The organism is Plantibacter sp. 2H11-2, from assembly GCF_050031945.1.
Classification (GTDB): Bacteria; Actinomycetota; Actinomycetes; order Actinomycetales; family Microbacteriaceae; genus Plantibacter; species Plantibacter auratus.
The window spans coordinates 253,615-275,529 of record NZ_JBNBBL010000004.1 but is presented as its reverse complement, the minus strand read 5'-3'; the positions used below and the strand labels follow the sequence as shown (position 1 = coordinate 275,529).

The 21,915-nt window shown below is 67.9% G+C and carries 18 protein-coding genes; 9 read left to right on the top strand and 9 right to left on the bottom strand.

What is annotated here, in order from left to right:
- Positions 1-109: 109 nt before the first annotated feature.
- Together ACQG07_RS10740 and ACQG07_RS10735 are read left to right on the top strand one after the other, a co-directional pair.
- On the top strand, positions 110-736 hold the full coding sequence (locus tag ACQG07_RS10740) for an MSMEG_1061 family FMN-dependent PPOX-type flavoprotein (RefSeq protein WP_139382378.1): 627 nt from the start codon (positions 110-112) through the stop codon (positions 734-736).
- Positions 736-1,680: a PDR/VanB family oxidoreductase gene (locus tag ACQG07_RS10735; protein WP_426738284.1), complete on the top strand. Its 945-nt coding sequence runs from the start codon at positions 736-738 to the stop codon at positions 1,678-1,680. Before ACQG07_RS10740 ends, ACQG07_RS10735 begins: the two co-directional genes overlap by 1 nt.
- A 316-nt stretch (positions 1,681-1,996) precedes the next feature.
- Here the strand turns inward: ACQG07_RS10735 and ACQG07_RS10730 are convergent, their stop codons facing one another.
- Positions 1,997-2,830, bottom strand: a complete 834-nt coding sequence (locus ACQG07_RS10730) for an FAS1-like dehydratase domain-containing protein (protein ID WP_426738283.1) — start codon at positions 2,828-2,830, stop codon at positions 1,997-1,999.
- The gene (locus tag ACQG07_RS10725; protein WP_426738282.1) at positions 2,830-4,104 is read right to left on the bottom strand and encodes a CaiB/BaiF CoA transferase family protein; all 1,275 of its coding nucleotides are present in this window, start codon (positions 4,102-4,104) and stop codon (positions 2,830-2,832) included. Before ACQG07_RS10725 ends, ACQG07_RS10730 begins: the two co-directional genes overlap by 1 nt.
- A gap of 169 nt (positions 4,105-4,273) precedes the next feature.
- Between ACQG07_RS10725 and ACQG07_RS10720 the strand changes: the two genes are divergently transcribed.
- From ACQG07_RS10720 to ACQG07_RS10690, 7 genes are all read left to right on the top strand, one after another.
- Positions 4,274-5,284 (top strand): FecCD family ABC transporter permease, encoded by a 1,011-nt coding sequence (locus ACQG07_RS10720; RefSeq protein ID WP_426738281.1) that lies wholly within the window; start codon positions 4,274-4,276, stop codon positions 5,282-5,284.
- Positions 5,281-6,336, top strand: a complete 1,056-nt coding sequence (locus ACQG07_RS10715) for a FecCD family ABC transporter permease (protein ID WP_064297044.1) — start codon at positions 5,281-5,283, stop codon at positions 6,334-6,336. Before ACQG07_RS10720 ends, ACQG07_RS10715 begins: the two co-directional genes overlap by 4 nt.
- Positions 6,333-7,184: an ABC transporter ATP-binding protein gene (locus tag ACQG07_RS10710; RefSeq protein ID WP_426738280.1), complete on the top strand. Its 852-nt coding sequence runs from the start codon at positions 6,333-6,335 to the stop codon at positions 7,182-7,184. Before ACQG07_RS10715 ends, ACQG07_RS10710 begins: the two co-directional genes overlap by 4 nt.
- Before the next feature lie 60 nt (positions 7,185-7,244).
- On the top strand, positions 7,245-8,243 hold the full coding sequence (locus tag ACQG07_RS10705; protein WP_137242509.1) for an ABC transporter substrate-binding protein: 999 nt from the start codon (positions 7,245-7,247) through the stop codon (positions 8,241-8,243).
- Between the two features lie 176 nt (positions 8,244-8,419).
- Complete coding sequence (locus tag ACQG07_RS10700) at positions 8,420-9,784, top strand: MFS transporter (RefSeq protein WP_426738279.1); 1,365 nt, start codon at positions 8,420-8,422, stop codon at positions 9,782-9,784.
- A 410-nt stretch (positions 9,785-10,194) separates the two neighbouring features.
- Complete coding sequence (locus ACQG07_RS10695; RefSeq protein ID WP_426738278.1) at positions 10,195-11,373, top strand: XRE family transcriptional regulator; 1,179 nt, start codon at positions 10,195-10,197, stop codon at positions 11,371-11,373.
- Positions 11,370-11,909: a hypothetical protein gene (locus ACQG07_RS10690; RefSeq protein ID WP_426738277.1), complete on the top strand. Its 540-nt coding sequence runs from the start codon at positions 11,370-11,372 to the stop codon at positions 11,907-11,909. The genes ACQG07_RS10695 and ACQG07_RS10690 overlap by 4 nt, the downstream gene beginning before the upstream one ends.
- A 111-nt stretch (positions 11,910-12,020) precedes the next feature.
- Here the strand turns inward: ACQG07_RS10690 and ACQG07_RS10685 are convergent, their stop codons facing one another.
- The 7 genes from ACQG07_RS10685 to ACQG07_RS10655 all read right to left on the bottom strand — a co-directional run bounded on the left by ACQG07_RS10685 (position 12,021) and on the right by ACQG07_RS10655 (position 21,910).
- Complete coding sequence (locus tag ACQG07_RS10685) at positions 12,021-13,355, bottom strand: reverse transcriptase domain-containing protein (RefSeq protein WP_426738276.1); 1,335 nt, start codon at positions 13,353-13,355, stop codon at positions 12,021-12,023.
- Positions 13,356-13,787: 432 nt separating this feature from the next.
- Positions 13,788-14,576, bottom strand: a complete 789-nt coding sequence (locus ACQG07_RS10680; protein WP_079704789.1) for an ABC transporter ATP-binding protein — start codon at positions 14,574-14,576, stop codon at positions 13,788-13,790.
- Positions 14,573-16,414, bottom strand: coding sequence for a dipeptide/oligopeptide/nickel ABC transporter permease/ATP-binding protein (locus ACQG07_RS10675; protein ID WP_426738275.1), 1,842 nt, complete (start codon positions 16,412-16,414; stop codon positions 14,573-14,575). The genes ACQG07_RS10680 and ACQG07_RS10675 overlap by 4 nt, the downstream gene beginning before the upstream one ends.
- Positions 16,415-16,418: 4 nt before the next feature.
- Complete coding sequence (locus tag ACQG07_RS10670; protein WP_426738274.1) at positions 16,419-17,471, bottom strand: ABC transporter permease; 1,053 nt, start codon at positions 17,469-17,471, stop codon at positions 16,419-16,421.
- Positions 17,472-17,473: 2 nt separating this feature from the next.
- Positions 17,474-19,066, bottom strand: a complete 1,593-nt coding sequence (locus ACQG07_RS10665) for an ABC transporter substrate-binding protein (protein ID WP_194599538.1) — start codon at positions 19,064-19,066, stop codon at positions 17,474-17,476.
- Positions 19,067-19,172: 106 nt separating this feature from the next.
- A complete protein-coding gene (locus ACQG07_RS10660) occupies positions 19,173-20,777 on the bottom strand; it encodes a hydantoinase/oxoprolinase N-terminal domain-containing protein (protein ID WP_426738273.1) in 1,605 nt (534 codons plus the stop codon).
- Entirely contained in the window at positions 20,774-21,910 is a 1,137-nt protein-coding gene (locus tag ACQG07_RS10655) for a DUF917 domain-containing protein (RefSeq protein WP_426738272.1), read from the bottom strand. Before ACQG07_RS10655 ends, ACQG07_RS10660 begins: the two co-directional genes overlap by 4 nt.
- Between the last annotated feature and the right edge of the window lie 5 nt (positions 21,911-21,915).

Genomic DNA, 21,915 nt, shown 5'->3' with positions numbered 1-21,915 from the left:
CGATGCGGCTGGGTCGGTGGCACAGGAAACACTCGAACCGTGTGCCAACAGCCCATTGAGGCGCGCGAGGGACGACCGTAGGGTCGGAGGGACAGAGAAGGGGTCCGCCATGCAGGCCAGCGCGTTCGCGTCGATCGACGTCGACACCATCCGTCGGTCGCTCGGCGAACCGGATCCCGCCGCGACGGCCAAGATCATGGACGAGCTCGACGAGAACTGCCTCGCCTTCCTCGCCCACTCACCATTCTGCACCATCGCGACGTCCGACGCCGACGGCCGGTGCGACAACTCCCCGCGCGGGGACTACCCGGGGTTCGTCCGGGCGCTCGACACCCGCACACTCGTGATCCCGGAGCGCCTCGGCAACCGCCTGGCCGACTCCCTGCAGAACATCGTCCAGAACGGCCACATCGGCATGCTGTGCTTCGTCCCCGGCATGAGCGAGACCCTCCGGATCAACGGCACGGCCACCGTCACCGACGACCCGGCACTGATGGCCATGCTCGAGCAGGATCACGTGACCCCGCAGCTCGCGATCGTCATACGCACCGAGGAGGTCTACCTGCACTGCGGGCGGGCACTCCTCCGCGGCGGGCTGTGGGACGCCGAGATGCAGGAGCTCGCGGCCGAGGTGCCGAGTGCGGGTCGGATCTGGGCGAGCATGTCGGGCCTCAGCACCGAGGTCGGCGACGCCATCGACGAGGCGGTCGCCGTCGGGAACCAGAGCCTGTACTGATGCGCAACCGCGCGGGCATGACCCCGCTCATCGTCCAGGAGATCGTGCGCGAGACGCCGACGATCGTCAGCGTCGTGCTCGCCGATCCGGAGGGTCGCCGGCTCCCGCCGTGGGACCCCGGAGCGCACATCGACCTGCAGCTCATCACCCGCCACGAACGGCAGTACTCACTCTGCGGTGATCCGGCGGACGAGTTCCGGTATCGGATCGCCGTCCTGCGGGAGGAGCACTCGCGGGGTGCGTCGCACTACATCCACAACTTCCTCAAGGTCGGTCGGAAGGTGTTCATCCGGCCACCACGGAACCTGTTCCCGCTCTCGGACGCGAAGCGGCACCTGCTCCTCGCTGCCGGCATCGGGATCACGCCGCTGCTCTCGATGGCTCGGCGGTTGGCGGCGGGCGACGCCGACTGGTCCCTCGTCTACGCGGTGCGCACGCGGGAGGACATCGCGTTCGCGCCGGAACTCGAAGCCCTGGGCGACCATGTGCGGATCCACGTCAGCGCGGAGAGCGGCCGACTCGACCTAGCCGGCCTCCTCGCGGGACTCGAGCCGGGCACCGACGTGTCGGCCTGCGGGCCGCGCGGCTTCACCGACACCCTCACGAACCTGGCCGAGACGCTGCCCGAGGACTGCCGGTTGCACCTCGAGCGGTTCGAACCCAAGCCCCGCTCCTACCTGCCGAACACGGCGTTCACCGTCGAGTGCGCGAGGTCGGAGCGAACCGTCGAGGTTCCCGCCGGACAGACGATGCTGCAGGCGATGCAGGCCGCGCGGGTCGGTGTCGCCGGGTCGTGCATGCGCGGCGTCTGCGGCTCCTGTGCCGTGCAGGTGGTGGATGGGACGCCGGAGCATCGCGACTCCCTGACGACCGACGACGCATCGATGATCATGTACCCGTGCGTGTCGCGGTCGCTGACGCCGACGCTCGTGATCGACGCGTAGGCCCCCCGGCGCACCCCCGGTCCTGGCCCCGGAACCCGCACACCCCCACCCCGGTCCCTGAGCCTGTCGAAGGGCGGCGTCCCCCGGAGGCACTTCGACAAGCTCAGTGACCGAAGGAAGGGAGCCCAGCGACCCGAGGACGGAACAGCGACCAAGAGCGGATCCGGCCCCAGAGCCGGACAACCTCCCCCGGTCCCTGAGCCTGTCGAAGGGCGGCATCCTCCGGAGGCACTTCGACAAGCTCAGTGACCGAAGGAGGGGTCAGTGAGCGGAGGAGGAGGGGTCAGTGACCGGAGGCGGAGGGCGCACCCGACGGTCAGGGGCGCCAGGTGGCGTCTGCCGAGGCCAGGACCGTGCCGTCGGCGGCACGCACGACGACCGAGGTGCCCTCCGGGCCGTCCGTCCCCGCGATGCGGAACGCCGTGTCGACGAGCACCGGCGCCTTCGCCCGGAAACGGACCGACGCGAGCCGACGACCACCGGCGTTCGCGGTGAGGACGTCGAGCACCAGGATGCGGGTGAGCGGACCGTGCACGAGGAGGTCGTCGAGCCCCTCGACCTCACGCGCCCACTGCCGGTCGTAGTGGATGCGGTGCGTGTTGCCCGTCACGGCCGAGAAGCGGAACAACTGGCGGGAGTCGAGTGACCGGGTCACGGCCCAGTCGGCTCCGGCGTCGGGATCGACCGCGTCCTCGGCGGCCACCTCGGGCGCCGCCGTCCGCGGGGAGGGCACCGCGGGCTGCGCCTCGAGGAACACGTCGTGCCAGGTGCTGCGGACGGCGACCTCGCCGTCGACGAGGTACTCCCGCACGAGGTCGGCGAAGACGAGCCGTCCGGCCCGCCCCTGCTTCTCGACGAGCGAACCGAGGCTCGTGCGCTGCGTCACCACGTCGCCGTAGCGGAGGGGCGACAGGAACTCGGTGTCCTCCCCCGCGTACATGCGGCGCGGCAGGTCGATGATCGGCAGCACGCCGTCCTCCGCCGGTGAGCCGTCCTCCCGGAGCTGCGCGAACGGCGTCTCAAACGGGAAGTGGACGCCCTCCCAACCGGCGGGGAGCCCCTCTCCGAGGACCGGTTCCGGTGCCGCGGTCGCGAAGGTGCTGCGGTACCAGGAGGCGGGACGCAGATCGAGCGTCTCCTCGCGGTCCACTAGATCACCCCGCCGGAGCGCAACGCCGCGATGCGGTCGGCGTCGTACCCGGCGAGCGCCGTGAGCACGTCGTCCGCGTGTTCGCCCATGTGGTTCGCGGGGCGGTCGGTGGTCGCGGGGGTCGCGCTCAGTTTGATCGGTTGGCCGAAGGAGCGGAGGGTGCCGAAGGAGCCGTAGTCGGTCTCGACGACCATGTCGCGTTCGGCGGTCCCGGGGTCGTCGACGACCTCGCCGATGGTCTTCACGGCGGTGAGCGGGACGACGTCGCCGGCCAGTTCCTCGAGCTCGGCGCGGGTGCGGTCTGCGAACCAGGAGACGACGAGCGGCTTCACACGGCGGGCGTAGACCTCCTCGTCGAAGCGCTTGCGCATGGTGTCGATCTCGGGGTCGGCGATCGCCTCGGGTGTGCCGAACAACTCGCAGCTCGCCTTCCAGAGCTTGTCGGTGTACGCGCCGAAGAACACCTGTCCGTCGGCACAGGGGAACAGCTCGTAGGGCCGGACCCAGGCGTGTTCATTGCCGGACGGCGAGGCGACCGTCCCGTCGACGGTGTAGTCGACGACGGCGGTCTCGGTCATCGCGATGATGCTGTCGACCTGGGCGACGTCGACGAGCTGCCCGACGCCGGTGCGCTCGGCGTGCCGGAGCGCGGCGAGGGTGCCGATGACGCCGAACATCGTGGCGGAGAGGTCCCCGATCGTGACGCCGACGCGCACGGGCGGCTGGTCCGCGTAGCCGTTCATCGACCAGAGCCCGCCGGCGGCCTGGGCCGTGTTGTCGAACGCCGGACGGCGGCTCCGGGAACCCGTCTGCCCGTAGCCGGAGATCGCGGTGTACACGAGCTTCGGGTTGATGGCGGCGAGCGCCTCGTACGGCAGGCCGAGCTTCGCCATCGTCCCTGGTCGGAAGTTCTCGACGAGGATGTCGGCGCTCGCGACGAGGTCGCGCAGCACCTCCTTGCCGGCGTCGCTCGCGAGGTCGAGCGCGAGGCCGAACTTGCCGCGGTTGTACTGGCCGTAGTAGCCGCTGAACTCCTCGTCGCCGTCACGCAGGTAGGGCGGGAAGCCCCGGGAGACGTCGGGGTCGTTCGGGTTCTCGATCTTGATGACGGTCGCGCCGAGGTCGGCGAGCATCGACGCTGCGTAGGGGCCGGCGAGGACGCGGGAGAGGTCGAGGACCACCACGCCCTCGAGCGAGCCCGGCGGGACGGCGAGTCGTTCCGTGGCAGCGAGGACCGCTTCGGTGTCGGCTCCGGTCGACGGCTGCTCGGCCATGCGTGTCCTCCTGATCGCTGTACTCCGTACCGGTCAACGGTATCGGGCGATGGAGGCCTCACCCATGGGTGAACCCCACACCTCCGGTGCCGATCCATGGACCGCCCGTCCGTCACCGACGACGACGGGTGTGCATCGCGACCGGGATAGGTGAGGCTAGGCTAACTCCATGCGCAGCGCGACCCTCCTCCGATCGAGACGCGCGCTCGCCGTCGGCACACTGGCCGCCGCGCTCCTCGTCGTCGCCCTCGCGAGTCTGATGCTCGGCAGCAACCTCATCAGCCCCGTGGCCGTCCTCACCGCCCTGTTCGACCCCGCCCAGGACACCGGCGCCGTCGTGTGGGGGTCGCGGGTGCCGCGCACGGTGCTCGGCGTCCTCGTCGGCGTCTGCCTCGGGATCGCCGGTGCCGTCATGCAGGGGCAGACCCGCAACCCGCTCGCCGACCCCGGCTTGTTCGGCGTCTCCGCCGGCGCGAGTCTCGCGGTCGTCGTCGGGGTCTACGTGCTCGGCACGAGCTCGGTGGTCACGACGCTCTGGCTCGCTCTGCTCGGCGCCACCGTCGCCAGCGTCATCGTGTTCTCCGTCGCCGCACTCGGCCGCGGACTCTCGAGTCCCGTCCCGCTCGCGATCGCCGGCACCGCCGTCTCGGCCCTCCTCGTCGCCCTGACCTCGTACCTCGTGCTGTCCGACGAGACGACCCTCGCCGCCTACCGCATCTGGGTGGTCGGTTCGCTGTCCGGACGATCGCTCACGGGCGTCGACGCGGCCCTGGTCTTCGCCGGGCTCGGCCTCGTGTTCGCGGTGGCCAACATCCGCTCGCTGAACGCCCTGGCACTCGGCACCGAACTCGCGAACGGTCTCGGCGAGAACCTCATCCGCGCGCGACTCGTGGGACTCGCCGCGATCACCCTGCTCACGGCCGCCGCCGTCGCCTTGACCGGCCCGATCGCCTTCGTCGGACTCACCGCGCCGCACATCGCCCGCACGCTCGTGGGCGGGCATCACGGCTGGCTGCTCCCCGCCTCGGGACTCGTCGGCGGGAGCGTGCTGCTCGCGTGCGACGTGATCGGTCGCCTCATCGGTGGCACCGCCGAGGTGCCCGTGGGTGTCGTCCTCACCGTCGTGGGTGGGGTCGCCTTCATCGCCATCGTGCGCCGCGGACGGATGGCGGAGCTGTGAGCGCCGTGCGGGAGGGCAGCCGCTTCTTCGGCCGTCTGTGGCGAGGTCGGGTCGTCGGCGTCACGATCGCCTGCCTCGTCGTGGCCCTGGCGTTCGCCCTGCTCGGGATCGTCGCCGGCTCGTCATCCCTGACGATCCCCGACGTCATCACCACCCTGCTCGGCGGCGGGACCGGCGGTCAGGAACTCATCGTGTTCGAGCTCCGCCTCCCCCGGGTCGTCGGCGGTCTCCTCGTCGGTGCGTCCCTCGGACTCGCCGGGGCCCTCACCCAGACGTTCGCCCGCAACCCGCTCGCCACGCCGGACATCCTCGGCGTCACCTCGGGTGCCGCGCTCGGGGCCGTCGCCGCGATCGTCCTCGTCGGCGGCAGCTACTCGGTCGGTGCCGGCGCACTCAGCCTCGGCCTGCCGGCGATGGCGGCGATCGGCGCGCTCGTCACCTCGGCCGCCGTGTACGCGTTGTCCTGGCGCGGCGGGGTCGACAGCTTCCGACTCATCCTCATCGGCATCGGTGCCACCGCGACCCTCGGCGGCATCACGAGCTACCTCATCGCCCGGGCGCAGATCACCGAGGCGGCAGCGGCTGCGCAGTGGCTCGTCGGCAGCCTCTCGGGCATCTCCTGGTCGAGCGTGTGGCCGGTGCTCGTCGCGCTGGTGATCCTGACGCCGATCGCGGTCCTGCAGACGAGCAGCCTCGACATCAGCCAGCTCGGTGACGAGCTGTCGACCGGCCTCGGCGTCGCGGTCCAGCGGCATCGGATCGTCGTCATCGCGTGCGCGGTCCTGCTCGTCGCCGCAGCCGTGTCCGCCGCGGGGCCGATCGAGTTCGTCGCCTTCGTCGCACCGCAGATCGCCCGCCGCCTCGCCCGCACCGGTCGCCCGCCGCTGCTCGCCTCCGCGCTGCTCGGCGCCGTCATCGTGACGGGCGGCGATGCACTCGTCCGTGGCGTCCTGCCGGGCGAGATCCCGGTGGGCATCATCACCGCCATCGTCGGCGCACCGTATCTCATCTGGTTGCTGACGCGCCGCAAGGAACGGGAGACCTCCGCATGACCGACCCCGCCTCGACCCCATCGCTCGTGAAGGAGCGCCCGACGCCCGCCCTCGAGGCTCGGGGCGTCTCCCTGGCCTACGACCAGACGGTGGTCTTCGAGGGACTGGACCTCCGCATCGAGACGGGCGAGGTCACGACCCTCATCGGCGCCAACGGCTGCGGCAAGTCGACCCTGCTGAAGGCGTTCGGCCGCCTGCTCACCCCGACCGCCGGCACGGTCGAACTCGATGGTCGCGGCGTGCGCTCGATCCCGACCCGCGAGGTCGCGCGCCGACTGGCGATCCTGCCGCAGAAGCCACTGACGCCGTCGGCGACGACCGTCCGCGACCTCGTCTCGCGGGGACGGCACCCGCACCAGAGCCTCCTCAAGCCGTGGACGCCCGCCGACACGATCGCCGTCGACGAGGCCCTCGCCGCCACCGGTCTCGAGACGCTCGCCGACCGCGACACGGCCTCCCTGTCGGGCGGGCAGCTGCAGCGCGCTTGGATCGCCCTGGTGCTCGCGCAGCGTGCCCCCACGATCCTGCTCGACGAGCCGACGACCTTCCTCGACCTCAGCCACCAGCTCGACGTCCTCCGACTCGTGCGGTCGATCAACCGCGAGCGCGGAGCGACGGTCGTCATGGTCCTGCACGACCTCACCCTCGCCGGCCGGTACTCCGACCGGCTCGTCGTCGTGGGCGGCGGCCGGGTCATCGCCGACGGGACACCCTGGGAGGTCCTCACCCCGGCCGTGCTCCGGGAGGCGTTCGACCTCGACGCCATCGTCATCCCCGATCCGAGCAGTGGCTCGCCGCTCATCGTGCCCGTCGACCCCGACGACGCGATCGCCCTCGACGCGGAGTGATCCGGGCGATCGGGCATTCCGATATCGTTTTGTGACTTAGGTTCGGCTACCCTAAGTATCATGACGATCTCTTCACGCCTCCGCCGCGCCGCACTCGTACTCGTGCCGGCGCTCGCCCTGGTCGGCCTCGCCGGCTGCTCCCCCACCGCCGCATCCGACGCCGACAGCAGCGGCGCCTGGAGCTACACCGACGACACCGGCACCACGGTCAAGCTCGACGAGCAGCCGAAGCGCGTCGCGAGCTTCGCCGACTACGCGCTCGGCCTGCACGGCAACGGCATCGACCCCGTCGCGGTCTTCGGTCGCGTCGACGTCGCCACCGACAAGCGCTTCGCGGACTACGACCTCGGCGACACGGCCATCGTCGGCAACAGCTACGGCGAGATCGACCTCGAGGCACTCGCCGAGGCGGCACCCGACCTCATCGTGACCGGGATCTACCCGACCGACCGCGACGGCACGCTCGACCTCAAGGGTCCCTACTACGGCGTCGCCGACGTCGAGCAGCAGGAGCAGCTGGAGAAGATCGCTCCGGTCGTCGCCATCAAGGTCGGCGGCAAGGGTGCCGACGTCATCGCCTCGCTCAACAAGCTGTCCAAGGCGCTCGGAGCCGACGACGACACCATCGCCGCGGCGAAGGAGAAGTACGACGCCGCAGCAGCAGACCTGACCGCCGCAGCGAAGGAGACCGACCTCGAGGTCACGCAGATGTACGCGGACGCGAGCGGGGTCTACGTCGTCAAGCCGCAGGACGAGCCGGAGACCGAGCTGTACAGCGAACTCGGCGTGAAGTACACGAACGCGAACCCGGACGGCTACTACTACTGGGACATCTACAGCTGGGAGAACGCTGGCCAGGCGATGACCGGTGACGTCCTGCTCGTGAACGTCGAGGGCTTCCAGCAGAGCGACCTCGAGGCTCAGGCGACCTTCGCCTCGCACCCGGCACTCGTCGCCGGTCAGATCCACTCCTGGAACACCGCCGCCCTCGACTACACGTCGCAGGCGAAGCAGATGGAGACGCTCGCCGGGATCCTCCGCGAGTCGAAGGCGCTGTAGCGAGACGGGGTCGGGTGGGGTGGGGCGCGCCGCTCATGCGCACCCCACCCCGTGTGCTCCCGACGCACCGGATCGGCTTCGGAGTGTGCCGACCGCACATGGGCTGAGCCTCCAGACGGCCGGTAGCCTCGTCAGGCGTCCCGGCCGTCCGGGTGCGCCCAACACGAAGGAGTGCCATGGCCATCCAGAGCGCGCGCGAGAACAACCCACGCGGAGCAGACACCACCACCGCAGGCCAGAGCGACATCGATCGCGACGGCCTCGACTCCCGGGTGCAGCGCCGCCGCGCCATCCTCGCCAGCTCGGTCGGCACCGTCATCGAGTGGTACGACTTCACCCTCTATGGGCTGGCCTCCGCGCTCGTGTTCGCGCCGCTGTTCTTCCCCGGCGCCGGTGACCTCGCCGGCCTGCTCGGCGCGTTCGCCGGCTTCGCGGTCGGCTTCGGCGCGCGCCCGATCGGCGGCCTGATCTTCGCCCACTACGGCGACAAGCTCGGGCGCAAACCGACGTTGCTCATCACGCTCCTCTTCATGGGTGTCGCGACCACCTTCATCGGCCTCCTCCCCACCGCCGACGCCATCGGCATCTGGGCTCCGATCCTGCTCATCGTGCTGCGGATCTTCCAGGGCATGGGCTCGGGTGCCGAATTCGCCGGCGCGATCACGATGGCGAGCGAGTCCGCCGACGTGAAGCACCGTGCGTTCGCCGCGTCGTTCCCCGGCGCCTCCGTGTACGTGGGCATGGCGCTCGCGACCACCGTCTTCGCCGTGGTGAGCACCCTGCCGATCGAGCAGTTCCAAAGCTGGGGTTGGCGGATCCCGTTCCTCGCGAGCGTCGTCATCGTCGCGTTCGCGCTGTACTTCCGGCTGCGGGTCAAGGAGACGAAGGCGTTCGAGAGCGCAGAGGAGCGCGGCGCGGTCACCTCGGCACCGCTGGTCGGCGCCATCCGCTCGCACTGGCGGGTGATCCTCTGCGGCATGGGGCTCTTCGCGTTCGCACTGCCGTGGGTCTACGTCGTGCAGGTGTTCTCGCTGTCATACGTGACGGGCACGCTGAGCGTGAACCCGACGGAGGCGCTCATCGGCCTCATCGTCGCCGAGGTCCTGACCATCCCGACGGCGCTGCTGTTCGGTCGCCTCGCCGACCGCATCGGTCGGAAGCCCGTCCTCATGGGCGCCGCGATCTTCGGCGTGGTCTACGCGTTCCCGATGTTCCTGCTCTACGACACGGAGCAGTCGGCCCTCGTCGCCCTGGGCCTCATCCTGGGCCTCGCCGTCATCCAGGGGGCCACCATCGGCACCTCGGGTGCACTGCTCGCCGAGATCTTCCCGACCTCGATGCGCTGGAGCGGCATCGCACTCTCGCGGGAGATCCCGGCCGCCCTCGTCGGCGGGACGGTCCCGCTCGTCGCGACCGCGCTCGTCGCCGCGAGCGGTGGCGCACCGTGGTTGGTGGCGGCGTACCTGCTGGTGCTCAGCGCGATCGGCATCGTCGGGATCGCCTTCCTCCCGGAGACCCTGCCGCGCAAGCAGCGCGGCTGACGCGAGTGCCGGCTGCAGGAGTGGCCCGGCGCGACAACCGGGCCCTGTAGTTACAGGCTCAATGATCTGACCAGCGGCACACTTTGGCTCGACGACCAGTGGCTGAGCATGTCGAAGGTCGCCTACTCTCCGTACCAGGTCACGCACTGCACCATGACGTCTACGGGGCCGGCAGCTTAAGGGTCTAAGCGTTCTCGGGCGCGGCAACCTATTCGGTACAACCTGCTTCGCTCTATCTACGTTGGCCGGGGACGGGGCCCGGACAGCGGCGAAGGGATGGGGCAGCGAGGGTTCGGGCAGAGACGTCAGCTATGAACACCTCGAAGCCGCTCACTTCGGCATTGGCGAACGCGACAGACGACGCATAACACCAACTTGCGATTTTCGCAAGTTGGTGTTATGGTCTTCGTATGTCGTCGACCATCCCCAGTCGCGTGCTCGAGGTAATACGAGACCTTGGATTGTCACAGCGAGACTTTGCCGCTCAGGTCGAAATGGATGAAGCCAAGCTCTCTAAATCTCTGAATGGCGTGCGAAACTTTACCTCACTCGAATTGGCCAGGATTGCCCAAACCGGCGGCCGCACCGTAGAGTGGCTCATTTCCGGCCGCGCGCCTCGAGAAATCGCTTTCGCAGCTCGATCGGCGCCCAAAGATCAGACAAGCTTCCTGGAATCGGGAAAGGCTCTCGCGGAGAAGTTCTTACACGCCCATGACGCACTTTTGGATCTGAATCGTGGCCGAAGGACGATTACGGTGCCTCGCCTCGCCGAGAACGGTTCCTTCGTCAGTGAGGGCGCACGAATGGCCGAGTGGGCTATCGATCAAATTAGCGCCGCATCACTCCTTGGACCGTCGCTAAGATTTAACATTGCCCTAGAATCTGCGTTCGGTCTCAACATCGCCAGCACCTCTTCGCTTCCAGACAAGTGCGATGGTCTTTCATACGAGGATCCCGATGCAGACTTTCGCTTAATCCTCCTCGCCACAACACCAAACTGGACGCGAAGGCGATTTACGTTGGCGCATGAGCTTGGCCACATTCTCTGGGGCGATGCCCGCTGCACGTGGATCACTGAACAACTACACGTCGCGCGAACTGATGACTACAAGGAAAAACGCGCCAACTCTTTTGCAGCTAATTTTCTGATGCCTGAGCGCTTAGTACGCGAATACCTAGAGAAGAAGCAACTCAGTGAGCAATCATTCCACTTGATGACGATGCGCTTCAAAGTTTCGCCGAGCGCTCTCATTGCGAGATTGTTGAAGCTCGGACTAGTCTCCGAATCTCAGACCAACCTCTTTCGGGGTTACAGATCTCTAGACTCCGCCCAGGCAACGGATGCTATGGCTGAAATGATAACGGAACAGTCATTCTCGACCGAAGAGATGCCGCCCCTCTTTATGCTTTCTCAATTCGTAAAAGCGTATCTCGAAGGAGAGACCACAACTCGACACCTGGTCAGGCTTTCCGGCATTGATGCGGAACAATGGCGTGATTCGTTGGATTCTTCTCCTCAAATTGCCTGGGATGCCTCGCAACCTCCCGAGGATTCGGATCACGCGAGCGAAGTAGTCTTTCTGCCGTGACGCACTACTGGTTTCCTGATACGACCGTATTCAGAACTTTTGAAGCAGGCAATCAGCTTGACTGGTTGGCTACGTATCTCGGAGACCATGGGCGATGGACTGACGTCATTGAGGACGAGGTCCGTAAATCCATTCGCGCACATGCCGGACTTGGAAGAGTTTTTGACGAACGTTGGATGCCCGACGCCGAGTCAATATCCGATACTGGCGAATCACTCGAGGTCGAACGGTTTCGAACGGTGAACCTGGGTGGAGATCCGAAGATCCCGACCCAGCACCTCGGTGAAAGTATGACATTTGTAGTCATGCGGCAGCGAGGGGAATACGCCGACTCTTGCTTCATCACCGATGATCGGGATGCCTATGATCTATTTCCCCGCCAGGGAGTCCCCACCAAGCACTCTCTCACCGTCCTGCAAGAACTCGTCATTCGCAACGAGTGCACTGCGGAAGAAGCTTATGCGATGTACGTAAAGGCATGGGAAGCAGGGCGGGGCTTTCTGGAAAGTCCTACGTCACACAAGTACTTTCAATAGCTACAGGTCTCAGTACTCTTAGCCGAGTCGCACCGAATACAAAGCCGCTGGGTTTGGCTATCGCGCTCAGGACACGCAATACTAGGCCTAAGAACTGGGGACCGTTTGCTACTATTCAGGTCCCGCAGGGAAGCCGTACTGATACTGTTCCGCTCCAGTACCCCGTCCGACGACGTTAGCCCCGTGTTCAGTAGCGGCGCGTCGAAGAATCGAAACAAAGCGCGCGATGGACGGAACGCGCAGATCAGCCACGGAACCGTCCGACCTTGGTGCCATGGCTCGGATGAAATCCACTCTCGGCAAGTCATGCGGTAGCGGGAGACCCTCAGGTCCACCCTTCGCTCGGAGTAATCGGGCTCTCTTCCGCATCGCCTGGAAAAGCGTATCGGCTAGCCAACCATCTAGCGCGGCCAGCTGACTATCGTCACTGGCGAGAGGAAAGTACGACAGGACACCGGGAAAACGGACTCGTTTCGCCGCACCGTGCTCAAGCTCGCGGACTCTTGCTTCCGTGTAATGGCCGTAGAGGTAGCGACGAATCTGGCCAAGCAGAACGACATAGTCCCGATCGATAGGAGGCGCCACCCGCCTCGAAGCGAATCCTCCCTGTTGGATAGGTTGCAACAGATTCGCCCATATGAGGTAGCCAATTCTCTCCTTGATCCGCGCTTCCACGGAGGATTTCATCCCTACCGCTCCACGCGCAAAACGATAACCCACGAAGCCGACCTGATCGGTGCAACGGATCTCAGCCTTTTCACCCGTCGGGACAAAAAGTCGCACTCCTTCAGACTTCGAGCGATTCAATTCCGCACCGATGTTGGCACTCTCTCGTTTCAACACATTTACGGCTTCATTGATCTGCCCATAATCACGCGACCAGATCAGCGTGTCATCCGCATACCTCACAAATCCAACACCAATTCGCTCCAATAGTCGATCGAGTGGCCACGCTGCTACATTTGCAAGAAACAGAGACAGCGACGTGCCCTGCGGTATTCCTATAGTCCGAGTTGTGACCGACAATCTTCCGTAGGTTGACTCCTCCGCCATCCCCACCCCAAGGAACGCCTCGATGATTCGGCGCTCCGTGGACGTCACCAGAAATCCCTGGTTTTCAATCACACCCCAGAGGTGAGCGTGAGATATCGAATCAAAATAGGTCGAAAAGTCGTACTCGGCCACGAAAACACGCTCTGGTGACTTGAATTCGCTCGAAATGTATTGAATTGCATCATGCGTTGAAAGGTCGTCTCGATAGGCGTACGATCGCGCACTCATTAGAGCTCTATTCTTCCCAGAAAGAGATCTGAATGCTTCGCGCGAAACCACTGCATCGGCGATCTGGAAAATCGAAACAATTCGCTCACCTCCGCTCGGCTTGGGCACGGTATGAGCTACAGGTGGGCGCGGCTCGTAGTCTCTCTTCGCGATCGCTCGATTCACCGCGCGTACTATCGAACGCACATTCGCTCGTACGTGGTACGGATCGAAGCCGCCATCTACAGCCCAGTAGGTCGGTCGCAATATCTGACCGTGGTTGGGAGAGGTGACTCTACGCCTGCGCCTCACATCCTCATTGCGAAGCTCACGCGCATAGCGCTCGTGCTTGCTAATTAACTTTCTACACTCCGCTAGCACTTGGTCTTCGGTAATGCGCAACATTGCACCTCCACGAGCAAGGGAAGGGGGACGGCTGGGCCGGGAAGAAAGTACGCTCCCGCAACAGTGAACTTTGGTAGTCACAGCCTCAAACGCGATTCCGCGTGAAAGCCCGGCTCCAAGCCTGACCGACCCTGCCGGCTAAGAGTCAGCGTACTGGATATTTAGCCGGGCCTGTTAGGTGAAAGCCTGGGCTGCAAGACCCTCCTTCAAGAATTACTCCTCGTCCCAGGTCATGCGACGGCCCATCACGGGCACGGAGGCCAGGAGCTCACGGGTGTAGGCGTCCTCGGGAGCGGCCAGGACGGTGGCCGTGGGGCCCGCCTCGACGACCCGGCCGGCCTGCATGACGCTCACCGTGTCGCACATGTAGTTCACGACGGCGAGGTTGTGGGAGATGAACAGCACCGTGAGTTCGAGCTCGCGCTGCAGCTCGCGCAGCAGGTTGAGGACGACGCCCTGCACCGACACGTCGAGCGCCGAGGTGATCTCGTCGGCGATGAGGACCTCGGGTTCGGCCGCGAGCGCCCGGGCGATCGTGATGCGCTGCCGCTGACCGCCCGAGAACGCCGACGGCAGGTCCCCAGCCCGGTCCGGGTCGATGTGTACGCGCTCGAGCAGCTCGCCCACCCGGGACCGCTGCTCGGAGCGGCTCCAGGAGCGCCCGGTCGCCCGGGACCCCTCGGCGATCGACAGACCGATCGGCATGCGTGGGTCGAGCGCGGAGTACGGGTCCTGGAAGACGAGTTGCACGCGTCGACGCGCACGACGAGCAGCGGACGAGCGCCCGACGATGTCGGCGCCGTTCAGTCGGATGCCGCCGGCGCTCGGGATGACGAGACCGACGGCGGCCGCGGCGACCGTCGACTTGCCCGAGCCGGACTCCCCCACGAGGCCGTGGGACGTGCCCGGGCGGACCGTCAGGTCGAAGCCGTCGACCGCGGTGTGCGCGGACGCGCCGTGGCCGTAGCGGACCGTGAGGCCGGAGAACTCGAGACCGGTCATGCGCGCTGTCCTTCGGTGGTGATGGGCCCTTCGACAAGCTCAGGGACCGGCCCTTCGACAGGCTCAGGGACCGAGAACGACTCACCGATGACCGGGAGCGGCATGGTGCGGTCGGAGGTCATGTCGGGGACGCAGGCGATGAGCCCGCGGGTGTACGGGTGTCGCGCCTCGTGGAGGCGGTCGGCGTCGAGCGATTCGACGATGCGGCCGTCCTTCATGACGAGGATGCGGTCGCAGAACCCGCTGACGAGCGCGATGTCGTGCGAGATGAGCAGGATCGCGGCGCCCGTCTGCTCCTGCGCCTCGTGGAGCACGCGGAGGACCTGGCGCTGCACCGTCACGTCGAGCGCCGTCGTGGGCTCGTCGGCGATGAGCAGCTTCGGGCGTCCCATGAGCCCCATGCCGATCATGGCCCGTTGCCGCATGCCGCCGGACAGCTCGTGCGGGAACTGCTTCAGGCGCTTCGCCGGAAGCGGGATCCGCACCGACTCGAGCGCGGCCTCGGCCCGCTTGGTCGACTCGGCCGCCGACAGCCCCTCGTGGACCTCGACGGTCTCGCGGAGCTGCTTGCCGATCGTGAGCGATGGGTTCAGCGAGGTGAGCGGGTCCTGGAAGACCATCGCGAGCTCGAGGCCGAGGCGGCTGCGCTCGGCCTTCGTCAGCGGTGCGGTCATGTCGATCCCGCGGAAGCTCAGCTCCGAGGCCTGCACCGAGGAGTCCGGCCCGAGGAGGGCGGCGATCGCCATCGCGCTCACCGACTTGCCCGATCCGGACTCGCCGACGACACCGACGACCTCGCCGGGCATGATCGTGAGGCTGATGCCGTGGACGCGCTCGACGAGACGGCCGTCGCGGTCCGGGAAGGCGACGCGGAGATCGCGCACCTGCACGACGGGCTCCTGGTCGGCGGGCGTCGCAGCCGCAGCCGAGGCGGTCGCGGGAGCCGCGGTGCAACGACGCGCGGGCGCGGGCAGGCCGAGGAGCCGCTTCGACGACTCGTTCCAGAGCTCGCCGAGCTGCGTGAAGATGACGCCGCACACGACGAGCGCGATGCCGGGACCGATCGCCGCCATCGGGTTGCCGTAGATGCGGGCGATCCCGAGGCCGAGGAGGCGACCCCAGTCGTACTCGGGCGCCTGCACCCCGAGACCGAGGAAGGACAGGCCGGCGAAGGCGAGCAGCGTGCCGGAGGCGGAGACCGCCGCGTTCACGAGCATGGGCGGCAGCATGTTCGGCATGACGTGCCGGACGAGTACCTCCGCCTGCCCGACGCCGGCGATCCGCGCGGCCTTCACGTAGTCGCGACCGATGAGCGACGACGCGAGCGTGTAGGTGAGGCGGGCGAAGGTCGGCACGCCGGCGAACCCGACGGCGAGCATCGCGCCGGTGGCGCTCGCGCCCCAGATCACCGAGAAGAACAGCGCCATGAGGAGCCAGGGGAACGACAACAGGATGTCGATGAGCGCGGTGACGAGTCGACGCAGCGGGCGAGGCAGGACCGTCGCGACGGCCCCGAGCAGGACGCCGCCGACGACGGAGATCGCGGTGGCGCCGAGGGTCAGCAGGACGGACACCCGCGTGGCGACCATGACCCGGGCGAAGACGTCGCGTCCGAGCTCGTCGGTGCCGAAGGGGTGGGCGAGGCTCGCACCGGCGAGGCGGTCGGCCACGGACGTCGTGTCGGCGGCGGACCCCCAGACAGTCGGGCCGACGACCGCGACCACGATGATGAGGAGCGCTCCGATCGCGCCGGTCAGGCCGCGCGGGGTGCGGAGGCGGTCGAGCACCGGGGACCGGCGTGAGGGGGTGGGACCGGAGGTGGTCGGACGGGTGCTCATGAGCTCAGCCCTCCGTGATCGAGGAGCGCGGATCGATCGTCGCGAGCGCGATGTCGATGAGGAGGTTGAGACCGAGGACGAGGATCGCGTACACGAGGACGATGCCCTGGATCATCGGGTAGTCCTTCGAGGTGATCGACGAGACGATGCTCGTCCCCAGGCCCGGGATGGCGAAGACCGTCTCGATGAGCACGGTGCCGGCGACCATGCCCGTGAGGATGATGCCGCCGATCGTGAGCGTGGACGTCACCATGTTCGGCAGCGCGTGCCGGAGGTAGACGAGGTGCGTCGGCAGGCGCTTGCTCCGTGCCGTGGTCATGTACGGCATCTCGAGGACGGCCAGCATCTCCACGTGCACGATGCGGGCCAGGTACGCCATCGGACCGACCGCGAGGGCCACCACCGGCAGGATCGCCTGGTCGAAACCTCCCCAGCCGGCGGCCGGGAGCACCTTGAGCCCGATGCTGAACACGGCGATGAGACCGACGGCGAGCAGGAGGCTCGGGATGGCGATCAGCACGCCGAGTAGACCCGAGACGCCGAGGTCGGCGAGGCGGCGGCGGCCGGTGCGCGAGGACACCGCGGTCGCGACACCGATGGGGAAGGCGCCGATCGCCGCGAGCAGGAAGGACGCGACCGCGAGGGTGAGCGTCACCGGGAACCGCTGCGCGATCGTGTCGGCGACCGGCCGCTGCGACCCGATCGCCGTGCCGAAGTCGCCACGGAACAGCCCGCTGACGTAGTTGACGAACTGCTCCGGCACCGGCACGTTCAGGCCGAGGTCGGCGCGCGTCCGCTCGACGAGTTCCGGCGTCGCGCTGTTCCCGAGCGCAGCCCGCACCGGGTCGCCCGGCACGAGCTGCACGATCAGGAACGTCGCGACGATGACGATGGCGAGGGAGACGAGCACCCGGCCCAGTCGTCGGAGGATGAACGAGGTCCGCGGGGAGAGTCCGCCGAGGACGCCACGACCCCCTCGACGCGCGACCGCCGGGCCGCCGGGGCCCTGGGCCGGGTCGGTGGCCTGCTCGGTGGTCACGGTCGAGGGGCTCGTCATGATCAGCCGACCATCCGGATGCTCGTCGGGCGGATGAAGTTCGGACGCTCGACCTCGGCGCCGTTCAGGTACAGGAAGTCCTGCGCGTCGGCGATCGGGAACACGTCCGTCCGCTCGATGAGCTTCGCCTCGGCCTGCTGCCAGAGGTCACACGTCTCCTCCGGGCTGGCCGTCTTGGCCTGCTCGGCGAGCGCGTCGTACTCCGGGTTGTCGACGAACATGAAGTTGTTGCCGCCCTTGTCCGGGGTCTCGCCACCGAAGAAGGTGTTCACGATGACCGGTCCGCCCGGAGCGATCTGCACGAAGCCGGTGTCCCAGTCGAAGGTCGAGAACAGCTGCTCGGACCAGGCGTTCGCGTCGTTGCCCGAGAGCTCCGTCGTGACGCCCAGCTCGTCCCAGGTCTGCTGCACGAGCTCGGCCGCCGCAGCGTGGCTCGGGGTGGCCGCGTCGTAGATGAACTTGATCGTCAGCGGCTCGCCGTCCTTCGACCGCTTGCCGTCGGAACCGAGCGTCCAGCCCGCCTCGTCGAGCAGTTCGCCGGACTTCTCGACGTCCGTCTCGGGGAGCGTCCACTGCGGGCCGTCGGCGACGCAGAGGTACGGGCTCTTCACGACGAGCGACTTGGACTCCTCGGCGGTGCCGTCGGTGACGACCTCACCGACCTGCTCGCGGTCGATCGCGGTGACGAGGGCCTCACGGACGAGCGGGTCGGAGGTGGGGCGCTCAGGGCGCTCGTTGAAGAGCATCTCGCCGATCGGGTTGCGCACGCCCTCGCTGCCGAGACCGGCGGCCTCGACGCGGTCCTGGTCGGCGCCGCCGATGCTCGCGGCGTTCACGTCACCGGAGAGCAGCAGGTTCGCGGCGGTCCCGGGGTCGGTGACGACGCGGACCTCGAAGGTGTCCGGCAGGCCCTTGGTGTCGCTCGTGACGTCCTCGGGACCCCAGGTGTAGTCGTCGCGCTTGGTGAAGGTGTAGCTGGAGCCTGGGGTCGCCTTGTCGAGGGTGAAGAGGCCGGTGCCGTTCATCGTCTCGACGAGGGAGTCCGGGTCATCGAGGCCGGCCTGGCAGACCATCTCGACGGTGCCCGTGTTGGCGAGGATGAACGGGTCGGGCGTCGTGCTCGTGACGGTGAGCTGATTGCCGTCGGCGGTCGCGGTCATCCGCTCGGAGACCTGCGCGCCGTAGTAGAAGGTCGCGTTGGCCGGGTCGGCGTTGTAGGTGATGTTCGCCGCGGCGGTCTCCGCGGTGAACGGGGTGCCGTCGGCGCAGGTGATGCCGTCCTTGAGCGTGTAGGTGATGGAGGTGGAGCTCGCGTCCTCCTCCCAGCTCTCGGCCAGCCAGGGCAGGAGCTCGCCGTCGGCGTTGACGTACACGAGCGACTCGTAGTGGAAGCTGATGATCTCGCGGGCCTCGAGGCTGATGCCCGTCATGGGGACGAGGCTGCCCGGGTCGCCGCTCATCGCGGTGACGAAGGTGCCGCCGGAGACGTACTCGCCGGAGGAATCGGAGGATTGCGAGGAGGTGCACGCGGTGAGGGCCACCGCGGTGAGGGCCGCGGTGGCGAGTGCCGCCGCGGCTTTCCGCTTGCTGTTCATGCTGGATCCTTCGTACTCGGGTGGCCGTGGTGCGCGGGTGGCCGGATCAGATGGGGTGAGGTGCCGTGCTGGTGCTGGTGGAGAGCTGTGGTGGTGCTGTGGTGCGTCAGATGCGCTGTCGGGTCGCCGTGCCGATGCGGGCGAGGGGACCCGCCGCCTTCACGGAGACCTTCAGGGTGGGGCGGGTCGCGTACGAGACGGGGGTCTCGAGCACGTCGACGATCTCGACCGAGCGCGGGTCTGCGCCGGCCTGGATCGCCTTCTCGATCGCGGAGCGTCCTGCCTCCTCGATGGCGGCTGCGCGGTCGGCGAAGTCGCAGAGCTGATCGGAGCGCCCACCGGCGAGCGCGATGGCCGCGCCCACGGCGTTGGCGACGTTGCCGCGCGCCGGGCGCAGGACCTCGCTCGCGCCGAGGACGGCGTCCGGGACGAGGAATCCTCCGCCGCCGACGACGACGAGCGGGAGGCCGGTGCGGCCGAGCGACATGCGCTCGACGGCGGACTCGATGCGTTCGTGGGCGACGCCGAGCGCGTGCTCGAGTGCTTGGCGGGTCACGCGGTCGAGGGGCGGCAGCTCGCGGTCGGCGATGCCGAACTGGAGCGAGGCCGCGTCGGTGAGGGTCGGGGTGGTGCCGCCGAACAGCAGCGCCTCCTCGGTGAGGCGGTAACCGACCGAGTCGTGGCGCGGGACACCGGTCGCGGTGTCGACGATCGTGCCGCCGCCGAGGCCGACGCTCAGGATGTCGGGCATGCGGAAGTTCGTCCGCACGCCACCGACCTCGCGGGGCAGGGTCGACTCGCGGGGGAACCGGTCGACGAGCACGCCGAGGTCGCTCGTCGTGCCGCCGACGTCGATGATGATCGCGTTGTCGGCACCGGAGAGGAAGGCGGCGCCGCGGATGGAGTTCGCCGGCCCGGAACCGATCGTGAGCACGGGGTAACGCGCCGCATACTCGACGGCCATGAGCGTGCCGTCGTTCTGGGCGAAGTACGTGGTCGCGTCGAGTCGCTCCTCGGCGACGACGGTCGTGAGCGCGTTCGTGACGTCGCGGGCGACGGCGTAGAGGGACGCGTTCAGGACCGTCGCGTTCTCGCGCTCCAACAACCCGAGCGCGCCGATCTCGTGACTGAGCGACACCGGGATGTCGACCCCGACGTGGTCCTGGACGAGCGCCTCGACCTCGAGCTCCTGCTCGGGGAACGACGGGCTGAAGATCCCGCAGACGGCGACCGCGTCGAAGGTGCCGGCCAGGGCGTCGAGCTCCCGGCGGATGAGGTCGCGGTCGAGCGGGGCGATCGGGTAGCCGTCGACGAGGTGGCCACCGCCCGCGAGGATGCTCCCCGCGAGGACGACGTCGCGCAGTTCCCGCGGCCAGCCGGCGAGCGGCGGGAGCGAGGTGGCGGCAGGCGAGCCCAGCCGGATGACGACGACGCGTCCGAGGTCGCGGCGGTTGACGATCGCGTTGGTCGCGTGGGTGGTGCCGAGCATGACGCGGGTGACGATGCCCCGGTCGTCGCCCAGCTGGTCGAGGACCTCGGCGAGCGCGGCCCGGATGCCGCCGGTGACGTCGCGGGTCGTGGGCTGCTTCGTCCACGAGACGACCTCGCCCGTTCCCGAGAGCGCGACGGCGTCGGTGTTGGTCCCGCCGACGTCGATGCCGATCGCGAGTTCGCCCGAGGTGTCGGTGACGGTGCTGGTGCCGGCGCTCATCGGGTCGCTCCAATGGTCTCGTCGGCGCTCACGCCGAAGGGCTCGTAGTCGAGGTCGTAGCCGAACGCGCGCGGGCCGGCGAGTTCGAGGCCGCGCTCGGTGCGCCACAGTGGATTGCACGCCCAGGCGAGGACGCTCACCCGCTGCCCGAAGCGCAGCATCTCGGTGGAGATCGCGTCGCCCGTCTCGGAGTCGACGATCGTGACGAGGTCGGGGACGCTGACGATCACCGCTCCGTCCTCCATGACGACGAGGTTCTCGTTCTGGATCTCCACGCGGGTGAGGCGACCGCGGTGCTCGCCGATCCCCTCGACCGTGACGGAACCGCGGGTGAACCCGCCCTCGGTGCGGCGCTCGATGTCGACGACCTTGCCGCCCGTGATGAGGGACGCGCCGAGTTCGTCCGTGAGCGCGCCGACGGGGTCGGTGGCGGTGAGGAGCCGGCGCCCGACCTGCACGGCGCGGCTGACGCTGCCCTCGATGACGGCTCCGCGGACGGTGTCGCGGTCCATGACGTAGTTGGCGCCGATCGAGATCGCACCGCTCGCCACGGTGAGGGCGCGGGCGTGGCGCTCGAGCCAGGCGAGGCTGACGGGACGCAGGATCGAGACGTTGCCGATCACATCGCTCAGGACCGCGTATCCGGGCGGGAGGTTCGCGACGTTCATCGCGGTCATCGGCGCTTCCGGGAAGGCGCGTCCCATGCCGTCGGCGTCGAGGATGCTGAGGCCGAGGCTCGCGGCCCAGCCGACGGGGCCGACACCGTTGCTGCCGCCGATCTCCGTCGCCATGATCGTGGTGATGCGCTTACCGGTGAGGCGCTCGATCTCCTCGACGATGATCTCGGCCTGGCCGCTCGCGCCGAGCATCTCGAAGCCCACGGAAGGTGCTCCGATGCCGGACATGGCGACGACCACGTCGTCCGCGTCGAGGTCGTCGACTTGTTTGACGGGGACCGGACCGAACTGCTCCAGGGCGATCTCGACGCCGAGCTGCGGGGTCTGCACCGCGCCGCCGCCACCGGTGCCGAAGATGGCGCATCCTGCGGCGAGCGCCGGCACGTCGGCCAGGGTGATGCTGGTGATCGGCGTGGCCGACGCTGCGGAGCGTGCAGCGGGGTGGTTCGTTGACATGTACC